This window comes from Jejubacter calystegiae (assembly GCF_005671395.1).
Classification (GTDB): Bacteria; Pseudomonadota; Gammaproteobacteria; order Enterobacterales; family Enterobacteriaceae; genus Jejubacter; species Jejubacter calystegiae.
Genome location: NZ_CP040428.1, coordinates 4,838,055 through 4,860,862, shown reverse-complemented (window position 1 = coordinate 4,860,862; position 22,808 = coordinate 4,838,055). Strand labels below are relative to the sequence as shown.

23 protein-coding genes, 1 tRNA gene and 1 pseudogene are annotated in these 22,808 nt (G+C 54.8%); 22 read left to right on the top strand and 3 right to left on the bottom strand.

What is annotated here, in order from left to right; all coding sequences use genetic code 11:
• Nucleotides 1–328: 328 nt before the first annotated feature.
• The 8 genes from FEM41_RS22755 to citG are packed head-to-tail and all read left to right on the top strand — an operon-like array spanning nt 329 to nt 7,640.
• On the top strand, nt 329–1,690 hold the full coding sequence (locus tag FEM41_RS22755; RefSeq protein WP_047361325.1) for a 2-hydroxycarboxylate transporter family protein: 1,362 nt from the start codon (nt 329–331) through the stop codon (nt 1,688–1,690).
• 17 nt (nt 1,691–1,707) lie between these two features.
• Nucleotides 1,708–2,571, top strand: coding sequence for a fumarylacetoacetate hydrolase family protein (locus FEM41_RS22750; protein ID WP_138098739.1), 864 nt, complete (start codon nt 1,708–1,710; stop codon nt 2,569–2,571).
• Nucleotides 2,572–2,584: 13 nt separating this feature from the next.
• Entirely contained in the window at nt 2,585–3,607 is a 1,023-nt protein-coding gene (gene citC / locus FEM41_RS22745) for a [citrate (pro-3S)-lyase] ligase (RefSeq protein WP_138098737.1), read from the top strand.
• A 16-nt stretch (nt 3,608–3,623) separates the two neighbouring features.
• Nucleotides 3,624–3,917, top strand: coding sequence for a citrate lyase acyl carrier protein (citD, locus tag FEM41_RS22740; protein WP_138098735.1), 294 nt, complete (start codon nt 3,624–3,626; stop codon nt 3,915–3,917).
• Entirely contained in the window at nt 3,914–4,789 is an 876-nt protein-coding gene (gene citE, locus FEM41_RS22735) for a citrate (pro-3S)-lyase subunit beta (RefSeq protein ID WP_138098733.1), read from the top strand. Before citD ends, citE begins: the two co-directional genes overlap by 4 nt.
• A 10-nt stretch (nt 4,790–4,799) precedes the next feature.
• The gene (gene citF, locus FEM41_RS22730) at nt 4,800–6,323 is read left to right on the top strand and encodes a citrate lyase subunit alpha (RefSeq protein ID WP_138098731.1); all 1,524 of its coding nucleotides are present in this window, start codon (nt 4,800–4,802) and stop codon (nt 6,321–6,323) included.
• Complete coding sequence (gene citX, locus FEM41_RS22725; RefSeq protein WP_138098729.1) at nt 6,320–6,859, top strand: citrate lyase holo-[acyl-carrier protein] synthase; 540 nt, start codon at nt 6,320–6,322, stop codon at nt 6,857–6,859. Before citF ends, citX begins: the two co-directional genes overlap by 4 nt.
• Nucleotides 6,837–7,640 (top strand): triphosphoribosyl-dephospho-CoA synthase CitG, encoded by an 804-nt coding sequence (gene citG, locus FEM41_RS22720; protein WP_138098727.1) that lies wholly within the window; start codon nt 6,837–6,839, stop codon nt 7,638–7,640. The genes citX and citG overlap by 23 nt, the downstream gene beginning before the upstream one ends.
• 167 nt (nt 7,641–7,807) lie before the next feature.
• Here the strand turns inward: citG and FEM41_RS22715 are convergent.
• Together FEM41_RS22715 and FEM41_RS22710 are read right to left on the bottom strand one after the other, a co-directional pair.
• Nucleotides 7,808–7,882 (bottom strand) — tRNA-Arg (locus FEM41_RS22715).
• 76 nt (nt 7,883–7,958) lie between these two features.
• A complete protein-coding gene (locus FEM41_RS22710; protein WP_138098725.1) occupies nt 7,959–8,834 on the bottom strand; it encodes a formate/nitrite transporter family protein in 876 nt (291 codons plus the stop codon).
• A gap of 192 nt (nt 8,835–9,026) precedes the next feature.
• Between FEM41_RS22710 and ccmA the strand changes: the two genes are divergently transcribed.
• The 14 genes and pseudogenes from ccmA to FEM41_RS22640 all read left to right on the top strand — a co-directional run bounded on the left by ccmA (nt 9,027) and on the right by FEM41_RS22640 (nt 21,915).
• Nucleotides 9,027–9,653 carry a cytochrome c biogenesis heme-transporting ATPase CcmA gene (ccmA, locus tag FEM41_RS22705; protein WP_138098723.1) on the top strand — a complete coding sequence of 209 codons (627 nt, stop codon included), beginning with the start codon at nt 9,027–9,029 and terminating at the stop codon, nt 9,651–9,653.
• Nucleotides 9,650–10,309, top strand: a complete 660-nt coding sequence (gene ccmB / locus FEM41_RS22700) for a heme exporter protein CcmB (protein WP_138098721.1) — start codon at nt 9,650–9,652, stop codon at nt 10,307–10,309. The genes ccmA and ccmB overlap by 4 nt, the downstream gene beginning before the upstream one ends.
• A gap of 35 nt (nt 10,310–10,344) precedes the next feature.
• Nucleotides 10,345–11,082, top strand: a complete 738-nt coding sequence (locus FEM41_RS22695) for a heme ABC transporter permease (RefSeq protein WP_138098719.1) — start codon at nt 10,345–10,347, stop codon at nt 11,080–11,082.
• Nucleotides 11,082–11,300, top strand: a complete 219-nt coding sequence (gene ccmD / locus FEM41_RS22690; protein WP_138098717.1) for a heme exporter protein CcmD — start codon at nt 11,082–11,084, stop codon at nt 11,298–11,300. The genes FEM41_RS22695 and ccmD overlap by 1 nt, the downstream gene beginning before the upstream one ends.
• Complete coding sequence (gene ccmE / locus FEM41_RS22685) at nt 11,301–11,777, top strand: cytochrome c maturation protein CcmE (RefSeq protein ID WP_138098715.1); 477 nt, start codon at nt 11,301–11,303, stop codon at nt 11,775–11,777. It abuts the gene before it with no gap.
• Nucleotides 11,777–13,738, top strand: coding sequence for a heme lyase CcmF/NrfE family subunit (locus FEM41_RS22680; RefSeq protein ID WP_138098713.1), 1,962 nt, complete (start codon nt 11,777–11,779; stop codon nt 13,736–13,738). Before ccmE ends, FEM41_RS22680 begins: the two co-directional genes overlap by 1 nt.
• Nucleotides 13,728–14,285, top strand: a complete 558-nt coding sequence (gene dsbE, locus FEM41_RS22675; RefSeq protein ID WP_138098711.1) for a thiol:disulfide interchange protein DsbE — start codon at nt 13,728–13,730, stop codon at nt 14,283–14,285. The genes FEM41_RS22680 and dsbE overlap by 11 nt, the downstream gene beginning before the upstream one ends.
• Complete coding sequence (locus tag FEM41_RS22670; RefSeq protein WP_138098709.1) at nt 14,282–14,746, top strand: cytochrome c-type biogenesis protein; 465 nt, start codon at nt 14,282–14,284, stop codon at nt 14,744–14,746. The genes dsbE and FEM41_RS22670 overlap by 4 nt, the downstream gene beginning before the upstream one ends.
• Nucleotides 14,743–15,948 (top strand): c-type cytochrome biogenesis protein CcmI, encoded by a 1,206-nt coding sequence (gene ccmI / locus FEM41_RS22665; RefSeq protein ID WP_138098707.1) that lies wholly within the window; start codon nt 14,743–14,745, stop codon nt 15,946–15,948. Before FEM41_RS22670 ends, ccmI begins: the two co-directional genes overlap by 4 nt.
• A gap of 31 nt (nt 15,949–15,979) precedes the next feature.
• The gene (mlaA, locus tag FEM41_RS22660; RefSeq protein WP_138098705.1) at nt 15,980–16,738 is read left to right on the top strand and encodes a phospholipid-binding lipoprotein MlaA; all 759 of its coding nucleotides are present in this window, start codon (nt 15,980–15,982) and stop codon (nt 16,736–16,738) included.
• Nucleotides 16,739–17,004: 266 nt separating this feature from the next.
• Nucleotides 17,005–17,202, top strand: a pseudogene (locus FEM41_RS22655) (hemagglutinin repeat-containing protein); the annotation flags it as partial.
• A gap of 657 nt (nt 17,203–17,859) precedes the next feature.
• Complete coding sequence (locus tag FEM41_RS22650; RefSeq protein WP_138098703.1) at nt 17,860–18,090, top strand: hypothetical protein; 231 nt, start codon at nt 17,860–17,862, stop codon at nt 18,088–18,090.
• Nucleotides 18,091–18,527: 437 nt separating this feature from the next.
• Nucleotides 18,528–19,811 (top strand): HlyD family secretion protein, encoded by a 1,284-nt coding sequence (locus FEM41_RS22645; protein ID WP_138098701.1) that lies wholly within the window; start codon nt 18,528–18,530, stop codon nt 19,809–19,811.
• Nucleotides 19,804–21,915, top strand: a complete 2,112-nt coding sequence (locus FEM41_RS22640) for a peptidase domain-containing ABC transporter (RefSeq protein ID WP_138098699.1) — start codon at nt 19,804–19,806, stop codon at nt 21,913–21,915. Before FEM41_RS22645 ends, FEM41_RS22640 begins: the two co-directional genes overlap by 8 nt.
• Here the strand turns inward: FEM41_RS22640 and FEM41_RS22635 are convergent, their stop codons facing one another.
• Entirely contained in the window at nt 21,916–22,779 is an 864-nt protein-coding gene (locus FEM41_RS22635; RefSeq protein ID WP_138098697.1) for a hypothetical protein, read from the bottom strand.
• Nucleotides 22,780–22,808: the final 29 nt, after the last annotated feature.

The window sequence follows — 22,808 nt, the reverse complement described above, 5'->3', positions numbered from 1 at the left end:
CAACGAAGATCGCCAATATATCATCTTTTTTTTACGTGGATGCCCGCTTTGCCGAAAACTTGTGATCCCTTGCACAGCAAGGTCTGTAAAAGATTTATCTGAAAGGCTTTCGCGCTTAATAGCTCACGAGCAAATGTTATTTGTTTGTTCAATTTAGAAAAGAAACCATAAAAACCACGCCAATAAATAAGGGGCAAGTCACATTAAATAAAAGAAACCATTAAAACCATAGTTGCCATTAAAACTTCACTTTTAACATGCCATTCCTCACATAAAGTAAGCCTTTGTGGCTCTAAGCTGAACGCACAAAATAACCAGGGGGCTTATTATGAGCACAACTGACGATTCTTTCTCTGTTACCCACGACCCGATTGATATTCAGCGACCATCGCTCAAAGAGCGCTGGTGGCATATTATGGATACCTGGAAAATCGGGATTATTCCTCTGCCGCTGTTTGTCCTGGCGGGCGCGCTGATTGCCATTGATTGTCTGGGCGGAAAACTGCCAAGCGATATCGTGGTGATGGTGGCGACGCTGGCGTTCTTCGGCTTTGCCTGTGGTGAGTTTGGCAAACGTCTGCCCATTGTCGGCAAGCTCGGCGCGGCGGCGATTTGCGCCACCTTTATTCCCTCTGCGCTGGTCTATTACGGCCTGTTGCCGGATGTGGTGGTGGAATCCACCACCAGGTTCTACAAATCCACCAACATTCTTTATCTCTACATCTGCTGCATTATTGTCGGCAGCATCATGAGCATGAACCGCACCGTGCTGATTCAGGGTTTCCTGCGCATCTTCTTCCCGATGCTGTGCGGTGAGATCGTCGGCATGCTAGTGGGGATGGGCGTTGGCCTGGCGCTGGGTCTTGAGCCGTTCCAGATCTTCTTCTTTATCATTCTGCCAATCATGGCAGGCGGCGTGGGCGAAGGGGCGATCCCGCTCTCCATCGGTTATGCCACCTTGCTGCATATGGATCAGGGGGTGGCGCTCGGGCGTGTCCTGCCGATGGTCATGCTCGGCGGTCTGACCGCAATCATCATCTCCGGCTGTCTGAATCAGCTTGGTAAGCGTTATCCACACCTGACCGGTGAAGGTCAGCTGATGCCGAACCGCGCGAATGCTGATGCCACCGTTTCTCAGCCTGCGTTCTCCGGGAAAGCGGATGTCACCACCATCGCCTCCGGTGCGCTGCTGGCGGTGCTGCTCTACATGCTGGGCATGCTCGGCCACAAGCTGATTGGCCTGCCTGCGCCGGTTGGCATGCTGTTTATGGCGGTGCTGGTGAAGCTCTGCAACGGCGCCTCTCCGCGTCTGCTGGAAGGCTCCCAGGTGGTGTACAAATTCTTTCAGACCTCGGTGACTTACCCCATCCTCTTCGCTGTTGGTGTGGCGATCACCCCATGGCATGAACTGGTAGCGGCCTTCACGCTGACTAACCTGCTGGTGATTATCAGTACCGTCTCTTCGCTGGTGGCGACCGGCTTCTTCGTCGGCAAAAAGATTGGTATGCACCCGATTGATGTCGCCATCGTCTCCTGCTGCCAGAGCGGCCAGGGCGGTACCGGTGACGTGGCGATCCTGACCGCAGGCAACCGTATGAGCCTGATGCCATTCGCCCAGATTGCTACCCGTATCGGCGGCGCGATTAACGTCTCTATCTCACTGCTGATTCTGGGCAACTTCCTCGTTTAAGTTTTCAGGAAAGAACAATGAAACTCGCAAGCTTTTTATACCAGGGAAAACGCAGCTACGGCATCGTGCAGGCCGAAGGTGTGATTGATTTAGGTCGCCGCCTCGGCGACCGCTACAGCGACCTTAAAGCGCTGCTGCAGGGCGACGGGTTAGCTCAGGCTACCCGCTACCTGAACGATGCCGTGGACGTGCTGATGAGCGCCATCACTTTCTTACCGGTGATTGAACAGCCGGAAAAAATCCTCTGCGTGGGCATGAATTACGCCGACAAGCGCAAGGAGTTTGACCAGCACAATCCGGCGCCGACGCTGTTCGTTCGCTTCCCGGATTCTCAAACTGGCCACAACGAACCGGTGCTGAAGCCGCGCCACTCCAGCGAATTCGACTACGAAGGCGAGCTGGCGGTGATCATCGGCAAAGGCGGGGAGAACATCAGTCGAGACGAGGCGCTGCGCCACGTGGCGGGCTACAGCTGCTACATGGACGGCTCCGCCCGCGACTGGCAGCACACCTGGTTTACTGCCGGTAAAAACTGGCGCCAGACCGGCGCGTTTGGTCCGTGGATGGCAACGGCCGATGAGATCCCGGACCCGCATCAGCTTGCGATCCGCACCTGGCTGAACGGCCGCATGGTGCAGGAAGACAACACCAGCAGCATGATCCACAAGGTTGCAGAGCTGATCGAGTACATCAGCACCTTTACCTGCCTCAGCCCGGGCGATGTGATCATCACCGGCTCCCCTGGCGGGGTGGGTAAAAAGCGTAATCCGCCGCTGTTTATGAAAGAGGGCGATCGTATTGAGGTGGAGATCGAGCATATTGGTCATCTGAGCAACGTGATTGTGGAAGCGCCAGCCACCGGGCTTGCGGCTGCACACTGAGTAAGGCGGCAACATGCAATCGCAGCCCATCGATTTTCGCCACACGCTGGTGGCGAAACACCCGGAACGCTTAAGCCAGATCCGTTACCTGCTGGCAGACAGCGGCCTTGGCCTGGACAACGACATCACGCTGTTTGTCGAAGCCTGGTCCGGCACGCAGCTGGTGGGTTGCGCCGGACTTGCCGTCAACGTCATCAAATGTGTGGCCGTGAACGAGCAGCTTCGCGGCGAGAACCTCAGCGCGCGCTTGCTGGCGGAGGTGCAGAATGCGGCGCTGGAGCGCGGTCATTTTCACCTCTTCCTCTGCACGCGCCCGTGCAATAAGGAGCGCTTTGCCCGCAGCGGCTTCTGGCCGATTGTCCGGAGCGGCAACAACGCCGTGCTGATGGAGAACACCCCACAGGGGATCGAGCGCTACTGCCGTTCCCTGAGCAGGATGCGCAAGTGCGGGGAGAAGATTGGCGCGATAGTGATGAACGCCAACCCGTTTACCCTCGGCCACCGCCATCTGGCGGAGCAGGCGGCGATGCAGTGCGATGCGTTGCATCTGTTTGTGGTGCGTGAAGATGCCTCGTTCTTCCCGTTCAGCGCGCGCCTCGGAATGGTACGCGCGGGCGTAGCGCATCTGCCAAATGTGACCGTGCATGAAGGTTCGCAGTACATTATCTCCCGCGCTACCTTCCCGGCCTACTTCCTGAAAGAGACCGGAAAAGTGCAGCTGGCGTGGAGCGAAATCGACGTGCTGATCTTCCGGGACTTTATCGCGCCGGCGCTGGGCATTACCCACCGCTTTATCGGCTCCGAGCCGTTCTGCGATATCACCCGCCAGTACAACCAGACGCTGCATGCGTTGCTGGCCTCGCGGATTGAGGTGGTGGAAATGCCGCGCATCAAGGTCACCGGTAACGCCATTTCGGCGTCGGAAGTGCGCCGCTTACTCAAGACTCAGCAGTTTTCCCGGATCCGGGAGATTGTCCCGGATTCCACCTTCGCGCACCTCGAAACACATTACCGTGCAAGTGCGGAAGTCGCTTAGCTACCAGGAATTTATCATGAAAATTGTAAGGGAGGCGCTGGCCGGAACGCAGGAGTCCAGCGACCTGATGGTGAAAATCGCGCCCGCTCACGGCGAGCTGGAGATAGTCATCCACAGTGAAGTGATTAAGCAGTTCGGCGAGCAAATTCGCCAGGTGGTCAACGACACATTTCGCGCCATGAACGTGCGCCAGGGACTCATCATTATTGAAGACAAAGGGGCGCTGGACTGTGTGATCCGCGCCCGCCTGCAAAGCGCGCTTCTGCGTGCCGCCGATGAACAGGCCATCAACTGGGGGACGCTGAAATGAGCAAACTCCGCCGCAGTATGCTGTTCCTGCCGGGCGCCAACGCCGCCATGCTTTCAACCGCTTTTATCTACCGTCCAGACTCCATCATGTTTGACCTTGAGGACGCCGTTGCCCTGCGCGAGAAGGATACCGCGCGGATGCTGGTGTTCCATGCGCTGCAGCACCCGATGTATCAGGACATCGAAACCGTAGTGCGCATTAACCCACTGAGCACGCCGTTTGGTTTGCTGGATCTGGAAGCCGCCGTGCGCGCCGGCGTGGATGTGATTCGCCTGCCGAAAACCGATACGCCGGATGACATCTATGAGCTGGAAGGCCACCTGGCGCGCATTGAGCGCGAATACGGGCGCGAGGTCGGCTCCACCCGCGTGATGGCGGCGATTGAGTCGGCTATTGGCGTCATTAACGCCGTAGCGATTGCCCGCAGCTCTCCGCGCTTAATCGGTATCGCACTGGCGGCCTTTGACTATGTGATGGACATGCAAACCGAACGCGGCGATGGCACCGAGCTGTTCTACGCCCGCTGCGCCGTGCTGCACGCCGCCCGCGCTGCTGGCATCGACGCCTTCGACGTGGTGTGGTCAGACGTTAATGATGAAGCCGGGTTCCTGCGCGAGGTCGACCTGATTCGCAAGATGGGCTTTAACGGCAAATCGCTGATCAACCCGCGCCAGATTGACTTGCTGCATAACGCCTACGCGCCAACCCGGGAAGAGGTGGATCACGCCCTGCGGGTGATTGAAGCGGCAGAAGAGGGCGCGCGTAACGGCCTCGGCGTGGTGTCGCTCAACGGCAAGATGGTAGACGCTCCCATTATTAACCACGCGCAGGTGGTGCTCGAACGCGCGGCGGCCTCCGGCGTGCGTCGGTAAGGATGACACAATGAATCAGACAGAACTTCTCCATGTGAATTTTCCCCATCTACGGGAGTTAAAACCCTTTGGTACCGCCTACAGCGCGACGCCGTGGCTGGCGGACAGCGACGCGAAACACAGCCGCAAACTCTGCGCTTCCATTGAAGAGGCGGTGAAGCGCTGCGGCCTGCAGGACGGGATGACCATCTCCTTCCACCATGCGTTCCGTGAAGGCGACCGGGTGATCAACACCGTCGTGGCGCTGCTGGCGCGGATGGGCTTCAAAAACCTGACCCTGGCCTCCAGCTCGCTAATGACCTGTAACGACGCGCTGATCGAGCATATTGAAAGTGGGGTGATCGCCCGGATTTACACCTCCGGTATGCGCGGCAAGCTGGCGGATGCCATTTCCCACGGGCTGATGGACGAGCCGGTGCAAATTCACTCTCACGGCGGGCGCGTGAAGCTGCTGCAGGACGGTGAGCTGAACATTGACGTGGCGTTTCTGGGCGTGCCGTGCAGCGATGAGTTTGGTAACGCTAACGGCACGCACGGGAAATCGTGCTGTGGCTCGCTGGGCTATGCGATGGTGGACGCCCATTTTGCCCGCAAGGTGGTGTTGCTGACGGAAGAGCTGGTGCTGTTCCCCAATATGCCCGCCAGCCTGGCGCAGGATCAGGTGGACTACATCGTGCAGGTGGAGAGCGTGGGCGACCCGGCGAAAATCAGCGTTGGGGCGGCGCGCGTCACCAGCAATCCGCGCGAGCTGATGATTGCCCGCTATGCGGCGGATGTGATCGAGCACTCCGGCTACTTCAAACCGGGCTTCTCGATGCAAACCGGCTCCGGCGCGGCGGCCACCGCCTGCACCCGCTTTATGGAAGAGAAGATGGAGCGCAGCGGCGTGAAGGCACGCTTTGCGCTGGGTGGCATCACCGGCAGCCTGGTGGATCTGCACGAGAAGGGGCTGATCGAAAAGCTGCTCGATACCCAGTGCTTTGACGGCCAGGCGGCGGCCTCGCTGGCGCGTAACCCGAACCACGTGGAGATCTCTACCAATGCCTACGCCAATCCCGGCAGTAAGGCGGCAAGCTGCGACCAGCTCGACGTGGTGATCCTCAGCGCGTTGGAGATAGACGTCGAATTCAACGTTAACGTCATCACCGGCTCCGACGGTGTGATGCGCGGCGCGTCCGGCGGACACTGCGACGTGGCCGCCGCAGCGAACCTGACCATTGTTGTTGCGCCGCTGCTGCGCAACCGCATTCCGACGGTGGTGAAGCGCGTTACCACGCGTCTCACGCCGGGTGAAAGCATCGACGTGCTGGTCACCGATCATGGCATTGCGGTTAACCCGGCGCGTCCGGAGATCTGCGAACGACTCATGGAAGCAGGGCTGAAGATTGTGGATATCAATGCGCTCTTTGAGCGGGCGATTTCGTTGACTGGCGTACCGAAACCGATTGAGTTCACCGACAAAATTGTCGGGGTGATTCGCTACCGCGACGGCAGCGTGATCGACACTGTTCGACAGGTAAAGGAGTCAATATGACCATTGCGACACCCGTGCGGGCAGGTGTCAGCCTGGACGCGCTGCTGGCGGCGAAAGAGCGCCGCGCAGCCCGCCAGGCTGACTGGCTTACGCACTATCAACAACCGGTGATCTCCCTCACGCTGGTGACGCCCGGAAAAATCAAAGACAGCCTGCGCTATCGCAATACTATGGGCGTGGCGTTACAGATGTGCGATCAACTGCTGTGGAAAAACCGCTGGCAGGTGCTGGATCGCCAGGTGCTGTGGCTCCCGACCGGGCCCGAAGCGCTGTGGTGCGTGGCACATCCGGCGGCGGAAATCAAAGCGCACTGTGCGGAACTGGAGCAGACGCATCCGCTTGGCAGGCTGTGGGATCTGGATGTGATTTGCCCTGAAAACAGCCAGGTTGGACGTCAGTCGCTGGGCTCACACCTCAGACGCTGCCTGATTTGCAATGAACCTGCCCACGCCTGTTCCCGTTCGCGCAATCATCCTCTGGAGCAGGTGGTGGCGCGCGTGGAGAAGATGATCGATGACTGGTTTGCTCGCGACTAAACCGCGCCCGGTTGATGTCCCCGCGCTTGCCGCAGCGGCGCTGTGGCAGGAGCTGGAACTGACACCCAAACCGGGGCTGGTGGACAAACGCAATAACGGCTCCCATCGCGATATGGACCACGCGCTGTTTGTCCGCAGCATTACGGCGATTACGCCGTGGTTTTCGCGCTTTGCTGAGTTGGGTCATGCGCATGCAGATAAACCCGCAGACGAACAGTTACGGGTTCTCCGCCTTATGGGAATGGCCTGCGAACAGGCGATGTATGCCGCGACGAACGGGATTAACACGCACAAAGGCGGTATTTTTGCTCTTGGTTTACTGTGCTTCGCCGCCGGGCGTGTGAAAAACGTCTCCTCAGAAAGCCTCTGTTATGAGGTGAGTAACATCTGCAACGGGCTGGTTTCGCGAGAGCTGGCCGCACACAGCGGAAAGGCGACGGCGGGTGAGCGGCAGTTTCAACAGTACGGTTTAACCGGTGCGCGCGGCGAGGCGGAAAGTGGCTTTGCGACGGTACGTAATGTACTGACGCAGTGGAAAGGAAATTCCCTTCACGACCTGTTGTTACGCCTGATGGCTATCAATCAGGACAGCAACCTGGTGTCGCGCGGCGGCATTGAAGGGCTGCGCTACGTACAGGGCTACGCACTCAAACTACTGGCCAACGGCTGGGATCATGATGAGTTGATCAGGATGGATAATATGCTGGTTAAACGGAATTTAAGCCCGGGAGGTAGTGCGGATTTATTGTCGGTGGGATGGGTGTTGTCTGAAATAAAATAGCCGTCTCACAGGCACAATATCGCAAAGATTAATGCGCAATCAGTTGGGTACCGTGCGATTTGTGTACACAGGTTTGATAGCAGGTATTGAGTCAGTTTTAAGTATTGGCTCGGGGGGCTTTATTGCTGGGATTCGTTCGGGTGGGTTCGTAGTGGTTCGCTTGAATGTGGCGTCCCCTGCAGGAATCGAACCTGCAACTAGCCCTTAGGAGGGGCTCGTTATATCCATTTAACTAAGGGGACGGCGGCGACCAGTATACCTGTTTTTGCCGTCAGGTTAAGCTACCGGTCGCCTGACTGCTTAAAGTATCGCCAGCCGCTATTCCACCTGCGCGCTGCGGGATTTTTTCTGATTCGCCATATCGTTGCGAATCTGGGCGTGGCTAATCAGCGCGAAGATAAAGGTGCCGCCGATAATATTGCCCGCCAGCGTCGGCAGGGCGAAGGGCCACAGGAACTCGCTCCAGCTGGCTTCGCCGTTAAAGACCAGGAAGAAGATCTCGACGCTGCCGACCACGATATGGGTGGTGTCGCCTAAAGCAATAAGCCAGGTCATCAGAATAATGACCCAAATCCTGGCGGAACCGGCGGCGGGCAGCATCCACACCATGGTGCCAATCAGCCAGCCGGAAACAATGGCTTTGGCGAACATCTCCCCCGGGCTGTTATGCATCACCGCCGCGCCGATTTCGCTGAAGGCGGCGCGGGTCGGTTCGTCGAACACCGGCATAAAGTTAATGGCCAGCGCTGCCAGCGCGGTGCCTGCCAGGTTGCCCAGTACCACCAGGCCCCACAGCCGCAACAGTAACAGCAGATTACCCGCGCCGGGTTTATGCATCACTGGCAGCACGGCGGTGACCGTATTTTCGGTAAACAACTGCTGGCGCGCCATAATCACGATAATAAAGCCGAAGGTATAGCCAAGGCACTCAATCATAAAGGCGCCGGGTACCCCTTCCAGATGGACATGGAAAATACCTTTTGCCATTAGCGATGCGCCCATCGACATCCCGGCAGCGATGGCGGACCAGAGCAGCGCCATGGCGTCGCGCTCCAGCTCCTTTTCGCCCTCGTGGCGTATCTGTTCATGGGTGGCCATGGCGCGTGAGGGCAGCGCCTGTTCGCGGCGCTCAATCTGTTCGCCTTTTTGTTTCTCTTCGCTTTCGACATGCTGGTTGTCATTAGACGGGTTCATGATGGTTTTCCCTCCGTTGGTTATCCTGGTATTAAGCGTAGCCGCGCTCTGGCAAAACTATCCGATCACTTTTTGATCTGATTAAAAACATTACCCCTTTATGAGTATCAATCAGGCCTGGCCGGGCTTAGAGCAGGCCAGCGGTGTATGGTATGATTCCCGCGCCCTGAATGATGATGGAGTCCTTCCCCGATGCTTGATGCGCAAAATCTGACCTGCGTCCGCGATGAACGGGTGCTGTTTCAGGCGCTGTCGTTTACCGTTGGAGCGGGCGATGTGGTGCAGGTTGCTGGTCCCAACGGCGCCGGAAAAACCTCGCTGTTGCGCATCCTGTGCGGGTTGGCCTCTATGGAAGCGGGGCAGGTATGCTGGCGCGATACGCCACTGCGTCGCGACCGCGAAGGCTACCATCGGGAACTGCTGTGGCTGGGTCATCAGCCCGGGGTGAAAAGTGTGATGACGGCGGATGAAAATCTGCGCTTTTTCCACGCGGACTCCGACCAGCAGGCACGCTGGCAGGCGCTGGAGGCAGTCGGGCTGGTGGGCTATGAAGATGTGCCTGCGGCCCAACTTTCTGCCGGACAGCAGCGGCGGGTCGCGCTGGCGCGCCTGTGGTTAAGTAAAGCGCCGCTGTGGATTCTGGATGAGCCTTTTACCGCGCTCGATGTCTCCGGGGTCGAAAAACTGACTCAACGTTTTGAATTTCACGCCGCGCGCGGGGGAATGGTGGTGCTGACCACCCATCAGCCATTACGGCCAATGTCCTGTCCGCTGCGCTGTATTACCCTTGCTCCCGGTGTGATGGAGGAAGGCGCATGATGTGGCAGATCTTCCGGCGCGAGCTGCGGGTGGCGTTTCGCAAAGGGGCGGAGATCATTAATCCGCTGTGGTTTTTCCTGATCGTGATAACGCTGTTTCCGTTAGGACTGGGGCCGGAGCCGCAGATGCTGGCGCGTATCGCCCCCGGGGTTATCTGGGTGGCGGCGCTGCTCTCTTCGCTGCTGGCGATGGAGCGACTGTTTCGCGACGACTGGCAGGATGGCGGCCTGGAACAGCTGATGCTGATGCCGTTACCACTACCGGCGGTGGTATTAGCCAAAGTGTGTGCTCACTGGGTGGTGACTGGCCTGCCATTACTGTTACTGTCGCCGCTGGTGGCGATGCTGCTGGGGCTGGATGTTCACAGCTGGCAGATAATGGCCCTGACGCTGTTGCTGGGCACGCCGACCCTGAGCTTTCTGGGCGCCATTGGCGTTGGGCTAACGGTGGGGCTACGGCGCGGCGGCGTGCTGTTGAGTCTGCTGGTGCTGCCACTTACTATTCCGCTACTGATTTTTGCCACGGCAGCGCTGGATGCGGCGGCGATGAATCTGCCGGTAAACGGCTATATGGCGATTTTAGGCGCCTTTCTGGCCGGGAGCGCCACTCTGAGTCCTTTTGCCACGGCGGCGGCACTCAGGGTTAGCGTGCAATAACAAAAGAATTTCTGAGCTTTGTGAGCGATAAAACAATGTGGAAAGCATTACATCGGCTGGCGATTCCGGAGCGGCTCTATGGCCTCTGCGGGCGCTTTATCCCGTGGCTGGGGTTATTGAGTGCGCTGCTACTGGTGGTGGGCTGCATCTGGGGCTTTGCCTTTGCGCCAGCGGACTATCAGCAGGGGCAGAGCTATCGCATCATGTATCTGCACGTACCGGCGGCCATGTGGTCGATGGGCATCTACGCTTCAATGGCGATTGCCGCCTTTATTGGTTTGATCTGGCAGATGAAGATGGCCGATCTGGCGGTTGCCGCTATGGCGCCGGTCGGCGCCACCTATACCCTGATTGCGCTGATCACCGGCTCTGCCTGGGGTAAGCCGATGTGGGGCACCTGGTGGATCTGGGATGCCCGCCTGACTTCGGAGCTGGTGCTGCTGTTTCTGTACGTTGGGGTTATCGCCCTGTACAACGCGTTTGACGACCGCCGCCTGGCGGGGCGCGCCGCTGGTATTCTGGTGCTGGTGGGCGTCGTAAACCTGCCGATCATCCACTACTCGGTGGTCTGGTGGAATACCCTGCACCAGGGTTCCACCAATATGCAGCAGACTATCGATCCGGCCATGCGGATACCGCTACGCTGGTGCATTTTCGGGTACCTCACGCTGTTTGTGACGCTGACGCTGATGCGCCTGCGTAACCTTATTCTGATTCAGGAACGCCGCCGCCCGTGGGTGGCCGCGCTGGCGCAAAAAGGGAGGAAAGCCTGATGCAACTGGCCTTTAATAGCTGGCAGAATTTCTGGGCGATGGGGGGTTACGCCTTCTACGTCTGGCTGGCGGTCGCGGCAACGGCTATCGCCCTTTTCGGCCTGGTGGCTCATACCCTGTGGCTGCGTCGTGCGCTGCTGGAAGAGGTCCGCCGTCAACAGTCCCGCGAACGGCGTATTCGCGCGGCGCAACAGAATATTAAGCCTGAGGAAGCATAAGTGAATCCACGTCGAAAAACCCGACTCTGGCTGGCGCTGGCGCTGCTGGCGGGGTTAGCGCTTACTGTCACGCTGGTGCTTTATGCGCTGCGTTCCAATATCGATCTCTTCTATACCCCCGGCGAAATTATCTACGGCAAAGGGGAAAGCCACCTGAAACCGGAGCCGGGGCAGCGCCTGCGGGTTGGCGGCATGGTGATGCCCGGCAGCGTGAAGCGCGATAAAGAGAGCCTGAAGGTGAGCTTTAAGCTTTACGACGCCCGCGGCGTGGTGGATGTCTCCTATGAAGGCATACTGCCGGATCTGTTCCGTGAAGGGCAGGGCGTGGTAGCCCAGGGTGAGTTTGGCGAAAACAATCATATTGTCGCCAAAGAGGTACTGGCTAAGCATGATGAAAACTATACGCCGCCGGAAGTGAAAGAGGCGATGAAAGAGAACCACCATCGCCCCGCGGAAGCTTATAAGGATAATCACTGATGATGCCGGAAATAGGCAATTACCTGCTCTGCCTGGCGCTGGGCATTGCGCTGGTGCTGAGCATCTGGCCGCTGTGGGGCGCATCGCGTCAGGATGTGCGGCTAATGGCGCTGGCGCGGCCGCTGAGCTGCGCGCTGTTTCTGGCTATTCTCGGGGCGTTTCTGATCCTGGTGTACGCCTTTGTGGTCAATGACTTCACCGTGCTGTATGTGGTGAACAACTCCAATACTGAGCTGCCGGTCTGGTATCGGGTGGCGGCCACCTGGGGGGCCCACGAAGGATCGCTGCTGCTGTGGGTACTGCTGATGAGCGCCTGGACCTGTGCGGTGGCGCTGTTCAGCCGCCGGATGCCGCTGGATTCCGTAGCGCGGGTCCTGGCAGTGATGGGGATGATCAATGTCGGCTTCCTGCTGTTTATTCTGCTGACCTCAGACCCTTTCACCCGCACCCTGCCGGATTTTCCCATTGAAGGGCGCGATCTGAACCCGCTGTTGCAGGATATCGGGCTTATCTTCCACCCACCGCTGCTGTATATGGGCTATGTCGGTTTCTCGGTGGCCTTTGCCTTCGCCATCGCCTCGCTAATGGCGGGCAAGCTGGATACCGCCTGGGCGCGCTGGTCGCGCCCCTGGACTCAGGCCGCCTGGGTGTTCCTGACCATCGGTATCGTACTGGGCTCCGCCTGGGCTTATTACGAGCTGGGCTGGGGAGGCTGGTGGTTCTGGGATCCGGTAGAAAACGCCTCCTTTATGCCCTGGTTGGTGGGCACGGCGTTGATGCACTCGCTGGCGGTAACCGAAAAGCGCGGCAGCTTTAAGGCCTGGACTGTGCTGCTGGCGATTACCGCGTTCTCGCTCTGCCTGCTCGGCACCTTCCTGGTGCGCTCCGGCGTGCTGGTGTCGGTGCACTCCTTTGCCTCGGATCCGGCTCGCGGCATGTTTATTCTGGCGCTGCTGGTGATTGTGATCGGCAGTTCGCTGCTGCTCTACGCCGTGAAGGGTAATCGGGTACGGGCCCGCGTCAGCAATGAGCTGTGGTCGCGCGAATCTTTCCTGCTGGGCAACAATGTGCTGCTGGTAGCGGCTATGCTGGTGGTGCTGTTGGGCACGCTGCTGCCGCTGGTCCACAAACAGCTGGGACTGGGCAGTATCTCCATTGGCGAGCCCTTCTTTAACACCATGTTCAGCGTGCTGATGGCGCCTTTTGCCCTGATGCTGGGCATCGGGCCGTTGGTACGCTGGCGTCGCGATGAACCCCACAAGCTGCGCGGGCGGTTGCTGATTGCGCTGGTGGTTACCGCGTTGCTTGCGTTGCTGCTGCCCTGGCTGTTCCAGGACCGGATCGAAGCGATGACGGTAGTCGGGTTGCTGATGGCCATCTGGGTCTTTGTGCTGGCGCTGATGGAAGTTCATGAGCGTGCCACCGTCAGGCACGGCCTGTGGCGCGGGCTGACGAAACTGTCGCGCAGCCACTGGGGCATGGTGCTGGGCCACGTCGGCGTGGCGGTCACTGTGGTCGGTATCGCCTTCAGCCAGAATTACAGCATCGAACGCGATGTGCGGATGAAGTCCGGCGATAGCGTGAATATCCACCAGTACCACTTCACCTTCCGCGATGTACACGATATTACCGGCCCTAACTACCGGGGCGGGGTGGGAATTATCGACGTCACCCGCAACGGCAAGCCGGAAGCGACGCTGCGTGCCGAAAAGCGCTTCTATAACAGTAATCGGATGATGATGACCGAAGCGGCTATCGATGGTGGTCTGACCCGGGATCTCTACGCTGCGCTGGGCGAAGAACTGGACGATGGCAGTTGGGCGGTACGTCTGTACTACAAACCCTTTGTCCGCTGGATCTGGTACGGCGGCGTCCTGATGGCGCTGGGGGGCGTGCTCTGTATGCTCGACCCGCGTTACCGTTTACGTAAAACGCTAAAGGGGGCGCGCAATGAATCGTAAGGTGCTGTTTATTCCGCTATTCCTGTTTCTGCTTCTGGCAGCGGCGCTGCTCTGGCAACTGGTGCGCAACGCCGATGGCGACGATCCCACCCGACTGGAATCGGCGCTGATCGGCAAACCGGTGCCGGTATTCCGCCTGGAGTCGCTGGAAAGCCCGGGTAAAATGTACGATCAATCGGTGCTGACCGACGGCAAGCCGCTGCTGCTTAACGTCTGGGCCACCTGGTGCCCCACCTGCCGCGCCGAACATCAGTTCCTGAATGGCCTGTCGGCCCAGGGGATCCGCGTGGTGGGCATGAACTACAAGGACGATCGCCAGAAGGCCGTTCGCTGGTTAAACGAACTGGGCAACCCTTATGCTCTGAGTCTGTTCGACGGCGACGGTATGCTGGGACTGGATCTGGGGGTCTACGGCGCGCCGGAAACCTTCCTGATCGACGGCAAAGGGATCATCCGTTACCGCCACGCCGGCGATCTTAACGATCGCGTCTGGCAGCAGCAGTTGAAACCACTGTGGGATAAATACAGCCGGGAGGCGGGGGCATGAGTCGTTGGTTAATCGGGCTGATGGCCCTGATGATGACGCTCAGTGCCTGGGCGGCCATCGATACTTACCAGTTTAAAAACGAGGCTCAGGAGCAGGAATTCCGCCAGCTGACCGAACAGCTACGTTGCCCCAAGTGCCAGAACAATAGCATTGCCGACTCTAACGCTATGATCGCCGCCGATATGCGCCAGAAGGTGTATGAGCTGCAACAGCAGGGCCAGAACAAACAGCAGATCATCGACTATATGGTGGCGCGCTATGGTCATTTCGTCACTTATGAGCCGCCGCTGACGCCGCTGACCATTTTACTGTGGCTGATCCCGGCGCTGTGCGTGCTGGGAGGCGCGGTGGTGATTGTGATGCGCAGCCGCCGTCGCGGTAAGCGCGATGAGAGTGCCCTGAACGAGCAAGAGCAGCAGCGGCTGAAAGCGTTGCTGGAAAAAGAAAGGAAGGCGCCATGACGCTGCTGATTGTCACTATTATCGTCCTGCTGATGGCCGTATCTCTGCTGCTGTTTGTGCCCTGGGGACGCGCGCAGAGCCCGGATCGCAACGAAATGAACCGCGCTTTTTATCACGCCCGACTGCAGGAGCTGGAACAGGATAATGCGCCGGTCTCACCCGAGCAGCGCGCACGGATGGTCGAAGAGCTTCAACAAAACCTGCTACAGGATATTCCCGACGAACCGGGCTCCCGGGATGCCCGGGCATCCAGCCGCTGGATACTGCTGCCTGCGGTGCTGCTGCTGGCGGCGGTAAGTATTGGCGTATTTCTGAAAACGTCGGGCGTTTCCAAAGTGCGTGAATGGCAGGCGGTGACCCAACAGACGCCGGCGCTGATGCAGCGGGTGATGGATCCCAACGCCCAGCCGCTAAATATGGAAGAGATGGCGCGTCTGGGGTTGGGGCTGCGTACCCGCCTGCAGGATGATCCCACCAACGTTCAGGCCTGGCAGATGCTGGGACGTATCGGCATGGTACTCAACAATGCCAGCACCGCCACCGAAGCCTTTGAGCGCGCATGGAAACTGGCGCCGGATAACACCAGCGTCAGGCTGGACTATGCTGAAGTATTGACCCGTTCCGCCGATCCGCAGGATAACCAGCAGGGCGGTGCTATGTTGCGTGAAATGTTGCGCGCCGATCACACCAATATTCGGGTGCTGAGCCTGCTGGCGTTCAACGCTTTCGAACAGAAACAGTACCAGGAAGCTATCGGTGCATGGCAGATTATGCTGCGACTTCTGCCTGCGAACGATGAGCGCAGAGCCGTTATTGAGCGGAGCGTCGCTCAGGCGAAAGTGGAGTCCGGCGTAGACAACGTGAAACTGGCTGTTACAATCACGCTCACACCGGAAGCAAAAAAAACCTTACCCGAGAACGGGATACTGTTTATTTCGGTAACCGATGGCGAATCGAATGTGCCGGTAGCAGTCAAAAAACTGCCGCTGAGCCACTTCCCGCTGTCGCTGACGTTAGATGATACCGACGCCATGATGTCCAACCGGCCATTGTCCGGCCTGCATCGGGGCGTTGTGAAAGTGCATATTTCTCAGAATGGCAGACCCGAGCCGCAGTCTGGCGACTGGCTTGGGGAAAGTGCGACCATTGCGCTGCCAGCCCAGGGGCCGGTGGCGGTTGAAGTGTCGCGGCAGCAGCCTTGAACGCGCCAGTCACATAATACAGGGAGATGCTATGAAAGTTCGCCTGACCGGGCTGGCGATCGCCACCTTACTTTTGGTGGGCTGTGCCAGTTCCTCAGACCCGCAGCAGCAGGGGCGCTCGGATCCTTTCGAAGGATTCAACCGCTCGATGTACAACTTTAACTTTAACGTGCTGGATCCCTACGTTGTACGGCCGGTGGCCGTGGCGTGGCGGGATTACGTGCCGCAACCGGCGCGTAACGGGCTGAGCAACTTCACCAGTAACCTGGAAGAGCCCGCCGTTATGGTGAACTCCTTCCTGCGTGGCGATATCTACAAGGGAATGGTGCACTTCACCCGCTTCTTCCTGAACAGTACCCTGGGGCTGGGCGGCCTGATGGACGTGGCCGGGGCGGCGAACCCGAAACTGCAGCGTACCGAACCGCACCGCTTTGGTAGCACTATGGGCCATTACGGTGTGGGCTACGGTCCCTATATGCAGTTACCGTTCTACGGCAGCTTTACCCTGCGTGAAGACGTCGGCGATATGGCGGACGATCTCTATCCGGTACTCTCCTGGCTGACCTGGCCGCTATCCATCGGTAAGTGGACCATTGAAGGGATTGAAAGCCGCGCCCAGTTGCTGGATTCCGACGGCCTGCTGCGCCAGTCGTCCGATCCCTACATTATGGTGCGTGAGGCTTATTTCCAGCGCCACGACTTTATTGCCAATGGCGGTGAACTGAAGCCGGAAGAGAATCCTAACGCTCAGGCGATTCAGGACGATCTTAAAGACATTGATTCTGAGTAATTGTCGCTTTCTTGTATAAAGAACCGGCTATCATGCCGGTTTTTTTATTATGTAGATAAAGCGGGAAAATCAAATCTCTCCGTATTTGTAGCCAGCTTGCTTATAAAAAACTTTTCTCCCTATTTTATTATCTCTGTTTCCCGTTATGCCTGCGGTTATTCCATGTTGATTAAATTGAATTCTATTTTTATTCAGGGCGTGGTTAATTGAAAAGGTGATTTAAATAAGGCTCTTTCATATTGCATTTTTCAAAACTATCTAAGATAGCGATGTTTGCTGGTGACGGTGGCTTTGATATCACCGTAGGTAACCACACCCAGGTGGATGGCACAGTGATTTCCTCTATGGTGACGGAGGGTAAGAATCGCCTTAATGCCGGTGCGTTAGGCTTTAGCGATATTCATAACAAAGCGGATTTTAAAATCGAACATTCTGGTATCAGTCTTAGTGGTGGTGGCAAATGGCACCATCACTATCCACAATAAGGACCATCAGCAGCTTTTTTCAGAATCGATTAACTGCCTTATGAATATTGTCGTGGCGGTGATTTGTTCAGGGGAAATATGCCGCGCTGACGAAGGTTCCGTTCACCTTAAGGTTACTTTTCCCTGTCAGTTCCGGCACCGGTGAATGGGTAAGGAGGTTCAGGCATCGCCTCCTTACAACCTGGGTTTCCAGTCCGGATGGGGAGCCAGCAGTCAGTATCCAGCGTCGAAACCCTCACTATTTTTCTCAGATATGCCGAAATTTTTGGCGAGAATCATTCCGTAGGCAATTAGCTTGTTATCGTCCGGGATGGAGATTATCGCTCTGCAAATATCCGAATCAATGGCTGGATATGAGATAAAATAAGTATTCGTTGGGATGTCATTAACAGCAATAGTTACTTACGTAACTATTGCTGTTTTTGTGACGTCATACTGGTAACTTGCTATTTTTAAATAAAATTATGACCTGTCTGTTTTGGCATTTTTTAAGCGCGCACTGTCATATTTGTACTAATAATAATACGAGAGGGATCGTTCGTTGATTTTTATCGTTCAGGTAGCTATAAAATAAGCGTGGGGAACGCCTCACAACAGGAGAATTATCTTGAATTTATATATCAGGAGATGGGATGTATGAGAGATCTTAATATTCATGAAATGAATGAAGTTTCTGGTGCTGGCGTTATCGCTGATGCAGGTACTGCTTTAGGCCGTGGTATTGGTGCTATTGTAGAAAACTGTGGTGTAGAAGGCGCTACGGATGCAGGAGCTTCGCTGGGGACTGGTATTGGCCAGGTAGTTGAAGTCGGTGTTAATCTGGTGGGTTCAATTTTCGGCGGTCTGTTTGGCGGGCTGTTTCGGTAAGAAATAAGGCTCGCTGTCATTAATACCTATAGCCATAAGAGCTCTGCCTTATGGCTATCAAGAAGGTGTCTATGTGAGAGTTGTATGTAGGAAATGAATATCGTTAGTGGCGATGTTGTTATTCAGAATGGGCTCCAGGGGCAGGTAAAACTTTTGGCGATATAATCGGCCGGGGGATGATAACGCTGCCTGGCCCAGCTATACTGTGTTCGGTAATTTTTTTTGGTCGACCAGACGCTCAGATTGGTAATAAAAGTGGTGGCTTTATTAGTTCCGGAGTTGGCAAAGGTATTGATGGATTGATTGAAAAAACACTGGTATTAGTGAATATTTATTTAAATAAGAGAAATGTTTTTTTCTTAAACTTTTTTGTAGTTACGGGCATAAAGTTCCCTTTTGTTTAAGCCTCGTACTTTCAGGAAAAATGCCGGTATTTTATGAGTAAAAAAGGGTTGTTTCGCCAGGAAGCGCTTGAAAATGCGAAAGCCAGATGGCTTGGACAGGCATTGCTGCTATCGAGTTATCCAGGATGGGTTGTGATGTTCTTAACCTGTGCTTTTATCGGTGTACTACTGTCAGTGATTATTTTTTGTGATTACACGCGAAGGATCAATGTTAACGGAGAAGTGACCTCCTTGCCAAGAGCCGTAAATATATTTTCACCCGGCCAGGGGTTTATTAGTCATGCCCGGGTGAAGGTTGGTGAGTGGGTTAAAAAAGGTGATTCACTCTATCAAATCGATGTTAGTCGAACGACCCGCTCTGGTAATGTCAGTGAAAATGTTATTCAGGCGATGCGCGAACAAATTCTTATTGTTGAAAATATTATTCGTAAGCTGGAAGTCAATAAAAAAAGTACCTTAGCGCATATGGAAGAGCAGTTGGCGAAGTATCAGAACGCCTTGCAGGAATCATACCGGGTTGTTAATAATGCGAAAAAGGGCATGGCAGACATGAAACTGACCATGGAAAATTATGTTGATTATAAGCGCCGCGGCCTGATTAATAATGATCAGTTAACAAATCAACGTTATCTGTACTATCAACAGCAAAGCGTTTATCAGAATCTGAATACCCAACTAATTCAGCAAAGTTTGCAGATAATCAGTCTGGAAGACGATATCGTCACTAAAGCGACCGGGTTTGATAACCAAATTGCCCAGAATCAGTACCAGTTAAGTAACCTACGGCGCCAGCTGGCGGAAATGGATGCGACAGGAACGCTGCTGGTTAGCTCGCCTCTCGATGGCAGAATAGAGTCTCTGAGCGTGACCCAGGGGCAGATGGTTAATAATAGGGACAGCCTGGCGCAAATTGTACCGGAAAATAGCCAGGGCTATTTCCTGATTCTTTGGTTGCCTGATAGCAGCCTTCCTTATGTTGGTGTTGGGGATAAAATAAATATTCGCTATGAAGCTTTTCCCTATGAGAAGTTTGGTCAGTTTTCCGGGGAAATCGTATCCGTTTCCAGCGTGCCCGCTTCACCTCAGGAACTGGCGTCATACAGTAATCCCCCCAAAATTCAGCAGAACGGCATGGCTGAACCTTTTTATAAGGCGATTGTGAATATTGAGTTCGATCATAGACGGCGTACGTTGAGGCTGACAAATGGAATGAAAGCTCAGGCTACGGTATTTCTTGAGCGACGGCCTCTTTATCAATGGATTCTTTCGCCTTTCTATGATGTTGTGAATAGTCTGATGGGGCCAGTAAATGGATAAGTCACTATTAGCCCGAATTTATAACCGGCTACAGTTTGCTCTGATAAGAAAGGTACCTCAGATACTGCAAACTGAAAGCGCAGAGTGTGGGTTAGCCTGTCTGACTATGATTTGCCGCTACTATGGCATGGATGTCGATCTATTCAATTTGCGTCACCGATTCGGAATCTCTTCGCATGGTGCGACGCTTGGCCTGTTAGTGGATATTGCCGGTAAAGTTAATCTTAAGACCCGAGCGCTGTCGCTGGATCTTAACGAAGTTCGCCAGCTCAGAACGCCCTGTATCCTGCACTGGGATATGTGCCATTTCGTGGTACTGATTTCGGCTCGCCGCAACCGCTTTGTAATCCACGATCCGGCGTTTGGTCGTAGGGTCGTAGGGCTTGCCGAACTTTCCCGACACTTTACTGGCGTAGCTCTCGAACTGTGGCCGGTTAAAGGGTTCTCAAAGGAAAAATCCCGCAGCAAGATGCGGTTGCGGGATCTGATGAGCAATATTCACGGGCTGGCTGGGGCATTAAGCAAGATCTTCTGCTTCAGTCTGTTGGTCGAAGCCATTAACTTGCTTATTCCGGTTGGTACTCAGCTGGTCATGGATCATGTGATTATTGCAGAAGATCACCATCTGCTTTCGCTAATCTGTATCGGACTGCTGGCCTTTATCCTGTGCCGTACATTTATTGGTACGTTACGGGCATGGACCACTCTGGTTATGGCCTCGGTCATTGATGTTCAGTGGAAGAGTGGAATATTCGACCATTTAATGAAGCTACCGCTGGACTATTTCGAAAAGCGTCGTTTGGGTGACATTCAATCACGAATCGGGTCACTGGATATAATTCGTCAGACGCTAACGGAAAACCTGGTTAGCAGCATTATTGATATTATCGTCGCTACGGGCGTATTTATTATGATGGTGCTTTATGGTGGCTGGTTGGTGTGGGTTGTCTGCGCATTTACGCTATTTTATATGATTTTGCGTATTTCTACTTATAATCGCTATCGTCAGGCCTGGGAAGAGAAGATAGTGAAGGAGGCTAAAGCTAGTTCACATTTTATGGAAACGCTGTATGGAATTAGCACATTAAAGGCGTTGGGGATTACCGGGTTACGCTCACGGTTTTGGCTTAATTTGAATATTGATAGCGCCAATGCGCGAATTCGTACCACGCGATTGGACATGTTGTTTGGAGGCATTGTCAACTTTATCGGCGCTGTCGACCAGATAACGATCCTCTGGCTTGGGGCATCAATGGTTATTGATGGAGGAATGACGCTGGGAATGTTTGTGGCATTTAGCGCCTATCGTAGTCAGTTTTCCGATCGAACCGCCAATTTGATTAATATTGCTTTACAGATGAGGCTGCTGGGGCTGCATAATGAGCGCGTGGCGGATATTGTGCTCAGCGAGCCAGAGGAGGAACAACCGGAAAGAGAGCTGGCGGCGGTTAATGAACCCATCGAGTTTCGTACCAGGAATATCGCTTTTCAATATGATGCGTTGTCCCGCCCGATTTTCTCCGGGCTGAATATTACGGTTAAAGCCGGGGAAAGCGTGGCGATAGTCGGCCCGTCGGGGGTGGGAAAAACTACGCTAATGAAAGTGATGTCAGGATTACTGAAACCGACCGAGGGAAGCATTATCGCCAATGGGCTGGATATTAATAACGTTGGATTGAATAACTATCGACATAGTATCGCCTGCGTTTTGCAGGACGATAAGCTGTTTGCCGGCTCTATTGCTGACAATATAAGCAGTTTTGAAGAATATAGAGATTATGCCAGGATCGAGGAGTGTACTCGTCTTTGCAATATTCATGATGAGATAATGCATATGCCTATGGGGTATGAAACCTTGATCGGCGAACTGGGGGGAAATCTCTCCGGCGGGCAGAAGCAACGCCTGCTAATCGCGCGTGCGCTGTATCGTCAGCCAGGCATTCTGTTTCTTGACGAAGCGACCAGCCATCTGGATTTGGATAATGAAGCGAAAATCAACCAGGCCATTCGTGACCTCTGTATTACACGTATTTTTATCGCACATCGACCTTCGACTATCGCCAGCGCCGATCGCGTTATCGATCTGGCTGCTGGCGTATCGTGATTAATGCGTCTTTTCGTCAGTCGCGTAGAGCACCAGTGCCATATAAATCGAGAAATACAGACGAAACAGCGAGATAAATTTTTCAGACAGCAGTATGGAAAGGTTATTCTGAATTTTCAGGTAACCTTTTTCCTGCGCCTCTCGTAATACGTTACAGACGTGAGAACGTGAAACGTGGCCATACTGAGCAATTTTCTTGCTGGATAACATAATACAGCGGCTATTTTGTTGAACATATTCCCGGTATATGATTAGCATGATCATATGGCCAGCATCTTTCTCAATAAAGAGTGCAACTTCAGGTAATATATCTACGATAGTAATATAATTTAAAATATAATCACTATAACGAAGCAGGAAATGGGGGATAAAATTTTCCGCATTGCGCGCATAGTGTAAAGAAACGGTGCTGTTCAGAATTTCGTAGGGTTTAAGCATGCTTTGGATCAGCTCAAACGCTTCCTGGAGAAGGCTGGTTGAAGGGGAATACAGACTTTCGCGGCGGTTGTCGTTGCGGCGGCAGGTTTCCAGGCGGCCGGAGACCCGAAGTTGTATCAGTAATGCGTTGAGGGCGCTGGCACTCATCAAATTTTTTCTTTTGAGAATGAAGTGCTTAACTTGCTTTAACGTTGCGCTGGATTTATTACGATAGTAAATCGCCAGAATCGTTGAACAGACATAGAAACGATGATGCTTAAATAATACTTTGTAAAATAACGGCTTTCGGGTGTAGAATGTACTGAGCATCATCTCGTGAATCATAATCATTTCATTAAGATTCGTTTTCTTACATATACCACAGGCTCTTTCTCTTAATTCATTAATAAGGATATATCGTCGCTGGCTTTCCATGATTGCTACCATCCCTGACTCATTAATTATATAAAAATGCG

What these genes read in the sequence shown, in the direction of transcription:
- FEM41_RS22755 (WP_047361325.1), top strand. Translation starts at nt 329, where the DNA reads ATGAGCACAACTGACGATTCTTTCTCTGTTACCCACGACCCGATTGAT.
- FEM41_RS22750 (WP_138098739.1), top strand. Translation starts at nt 1,708, where the DNA reads ATGAAACTCGCAAGCTTTTTATACCAGGGAAAACGCAGCTACGGCATC.
- citC (WP_138098737.1), top strand. Translation starts at nt 2,585, where the DNA reads ATGCAATCGCAGCCCATCGATTTTCGCCACACGCTGGTGGCGAAACAC.
- citD (WP_138098735.1), top strand. Translation starts at nt 3,624, where the DNA reads ATGAAAATTGTAAGGGAGGCGCTGGCCGGAACGCAGGAGTCCAGCGAC.
- citE (WP_138098733.1), top strand. Translation starts at nt 3,914, where the DNA reads ATGAGCAAACTCCGCCGCAGTATGCTGTTCCTGCCGGGCGCCAACGCC.
- citF (WP_138098731.1), top strand. Translation starts at nt 4,800, where the DNA reads ATGAATCAGACAGAACTTCTCCATGTGAATTTTCCCCATCTACGGGAG.
- citX (WP_138098729.1), top strand. Translation starts at nt 6,320, where the DNA reads ATGACCATTGCGACACCCGTGCGGGCAGGTGTCAGCCTGGACGCGCTG.
- citG (WP_138098727.1), top strand. Translation starts at nt 6,837, where the DNA reads ATGACTGGTTTGCTCGCGACTAAACCGCGCCCGGTTGATGTCCCCGCG.
- FEM41_RS22710 (WP_138098725.1), bottom strand. Translation starts at nt 8,834, where the DNA reads ATGAACCCGTCTAATGACAACCAGCATGTCGAAAGCGAAGAGAAACAA.
- ccmA (WP_138098723.1), top strand. Translation starts at nt 9,027, where the DNA reads ATGCTTGATGCGCAAAATCTGACCTGCGTCCGCGATGAACGGGTGCTG.
- ccmB (WP_138098721.1), top strand. Translation starts at nt 9,650, where the DNA reads ATGATGTGGCAGATCTTCCGGCGCGAGCTGCGGGTGGCGTTTCGCAAA.
- FEM41_RS22695 (WP_138098719.1), top strand. Translation starts at nt 10,345, where the DNA reads ATGTGGAAAGCATTACATCGGCTGGCGATTCCGGAGCGGCTCTATGGC.
- ccmD (WP_138098717.1), top strand. Translation starts at nt 11,082, where the DNA reads ATGCAACTGGCCTTTAATAGCTGGCAGAATTTCTGGGCGATGGGGGGT.
- FEM41_RS22680 (WP_138098713.1), top strand. Translation starts at nt 11,777, where the DNA reads ATGATGCCGGAAATAGGCAATTACCTGCTCTGCCTGGCGCTGGGCATT.
- dsbE (WP_138098711.1), top strand. Translation starts at nt 13,728, where the DNA reads ATGAATCGTAAGGTGCTGTTTATTCCGCTATTCCTGTTTCTGCTTCTG.
- FEM41_RS22670 (WP_138098709.1), top strand. Translation starts at nt 14,282, where the DNA reads ATGAGTCGTTGGTTAATCGGGCTGATGGCCCTGATGATGACGCTCAGT.
- ccmI (WP_138098707.1), top strand. Translation starts at nt 14,743, where the DNA reads ATGACGCTGCTGATTGTCACTATTATCGTCCTGCTGATGGCCGTATCT.
- mlaA (WP_138098705.1), top strand. Translation starts at nt 15,980, where the DNA reads ATGAAAGTTCGCCTGACCGGGCTGGCGATCGCCACCTTACTTTTGGTG.
- FEM41_RS22650 (WP_138098703.1), top strand. Translation starts at nt 17,860, where the DNA reads ATGAGAGATCTTAATATTCATGAAATGAATGAAGTTTCTGGTGCTGGC.
- FEM41_RS22645 (WP_138098701.1), top strand. Translation starts at nt 18,528, where the DNA reads ATGAGTAAAAAAGGGTTGTTTCGCCAGGAAGCGCTTGAAAATGCGAAA.
- FEM41_RS22640 (WP_138098699.1), top strand. Translation starts at nt 19,804, where the DNA reads ATGGATAAGTCACTATTAGCCCGAATTTATAACCGGCTACAGTTTGCT.
- FEM41_RS22635 (WP_138098697.1), bottom strand. Translation starts at nt 22,779, where the DNA reads ATGGTAGCAATCATGGAAAGCCAGCGACGATATATCCTTATTAATGAA.